At 36.0% G+C, this 1,299-nt stretch carries 1 protein-coding gene and 1 pseudogene; both read right to left on the reverse strand.

Annotated elements, in window-relative coordinates:
• Positions 1–93: 93 nt before the first annotated feature.
• Positions 94–405, reverse strand: a complete 312-nt coding sequence (locus IOC57_RS26265; RefSeq protein WP_286185189.1) for a DUF5661 family protein — start codon at positions 403–405, stop codon at positions 94–96.
• An 18-nt stretch (positions 406–423) separates the two neighbouring features.
• Positions 424–990: pseudogene (locus tag IOC57_RS25450) on the reverse strand (cupin domain-containing protein); the annotation flags it as partial.
• Positions 991–1,299 lie beyond the last annotated feature (309 nt).

Genomic DNA, 1,299 nt, shown 5'->3' on the forward strand with positions numbered 1-1,299 from the left:
TTTTTACTGGTCGACCTTATAATACGAAAGCACCCGTTAGCTTTCACAAACTCGCTTGAAAAATTGAGTTGTTCTTATCATTTAAGCATGCTATTAAGCCATGTTCCAATAGGTTTTTGCTTCTTCCTCAAGCACCTTTAGTCTTTTGTAGTAATCAGGAAACTCGTGAAGATGAGCTAGGGCAATTTTCCCCGTTATAATAGGATCATCACCAGTTACATTTGTTTGGCTGGATATTTTTCCATGTTCAAGCTCGGTATTTACTCCCACCCAAAACTCATCTAAATTAAACTTACTGTTATTAAAATCAATGCCTAAAAGTAAAGCGATCGCTGCTGCTTCCTCTTTAGAAAAGCTAGTTTTTACAATCCTATTTGGATACTTTGTTGGATGAGAATAGTGCATATCGCAGTCAGAACGGTGTTCTGCATCCAAAGCATCTGCTTTAGTTACATGAACCGTGCCAAATGGATGTTGTGGAGGTGCGTATATAGAATAAATTTTCAACGGAATATTACCTGTATTGGTTACATTATGCCATGTTCCAGCAGGTATCATAATGGCAGAATCATCATAAACATTTCGTACAAAGTTTAAATTATCTTTTCTCTTGCCCATTTGAACAATCCCTTGACCTTGTTCAATGCGTAAAAATTGGTCAACGTTAGGGTGAATTTCTAAACCGATATCTTCCCCAGCTTTAAGACTCATCAATGTAACTTGAAAATGATTTCCTGTCCATATTGCGGTACGGTAGTTATTGTTTTGTTTTGTAGCTTCATTAATATTGATTACAAAAGGTTTCCGTCCATAATCTTTTAGTCCGATTGGATTTCTTCCAATTGATGATTGAAAAAAAGCCAACCGGTTAGCAACATCATGTGTAGTCCAGTATTTGGGCTGTATCATATTGTTATTTGTTGGTTCATTAAAATAATAAGGATTTGAAAATTGATATTGGTGGGGATACGAAAAAGGAGCACCGTACATTTTTCTCAACACCTTCGAAGATTTTTTAAATTATCCTATTCACTATGTTAAGGAAATGTTCTATTACTTAGGGTTACCCAATTAAAGGAATAGAGTAGCCGTTAACATTTGCTCAATCTAATGGAACATTTCAAATAAGGCAATTCCTTTCTTCAACTCCCTCAGTTTGATGCGAATATCTCTCGAATGCTCACTTATTCGCAGGATTTCATACCCCTTGTAATTAGACTTACGGGTAAATGAAATGAGTTCAGATAAGTTAGGCTTCGTGATGGCATAGTTAAATAAAGGAGTCAGCTACCACTCCAC

The sequence above is a fragment of the Bacillus sp. SD075 genome (assembly GCF_017355165.1).
Classification (GTDB): domain Bacteria; phylum Bacillota; class Bacilli; order Bacillales; family DSM-1321; genus Peribacillus.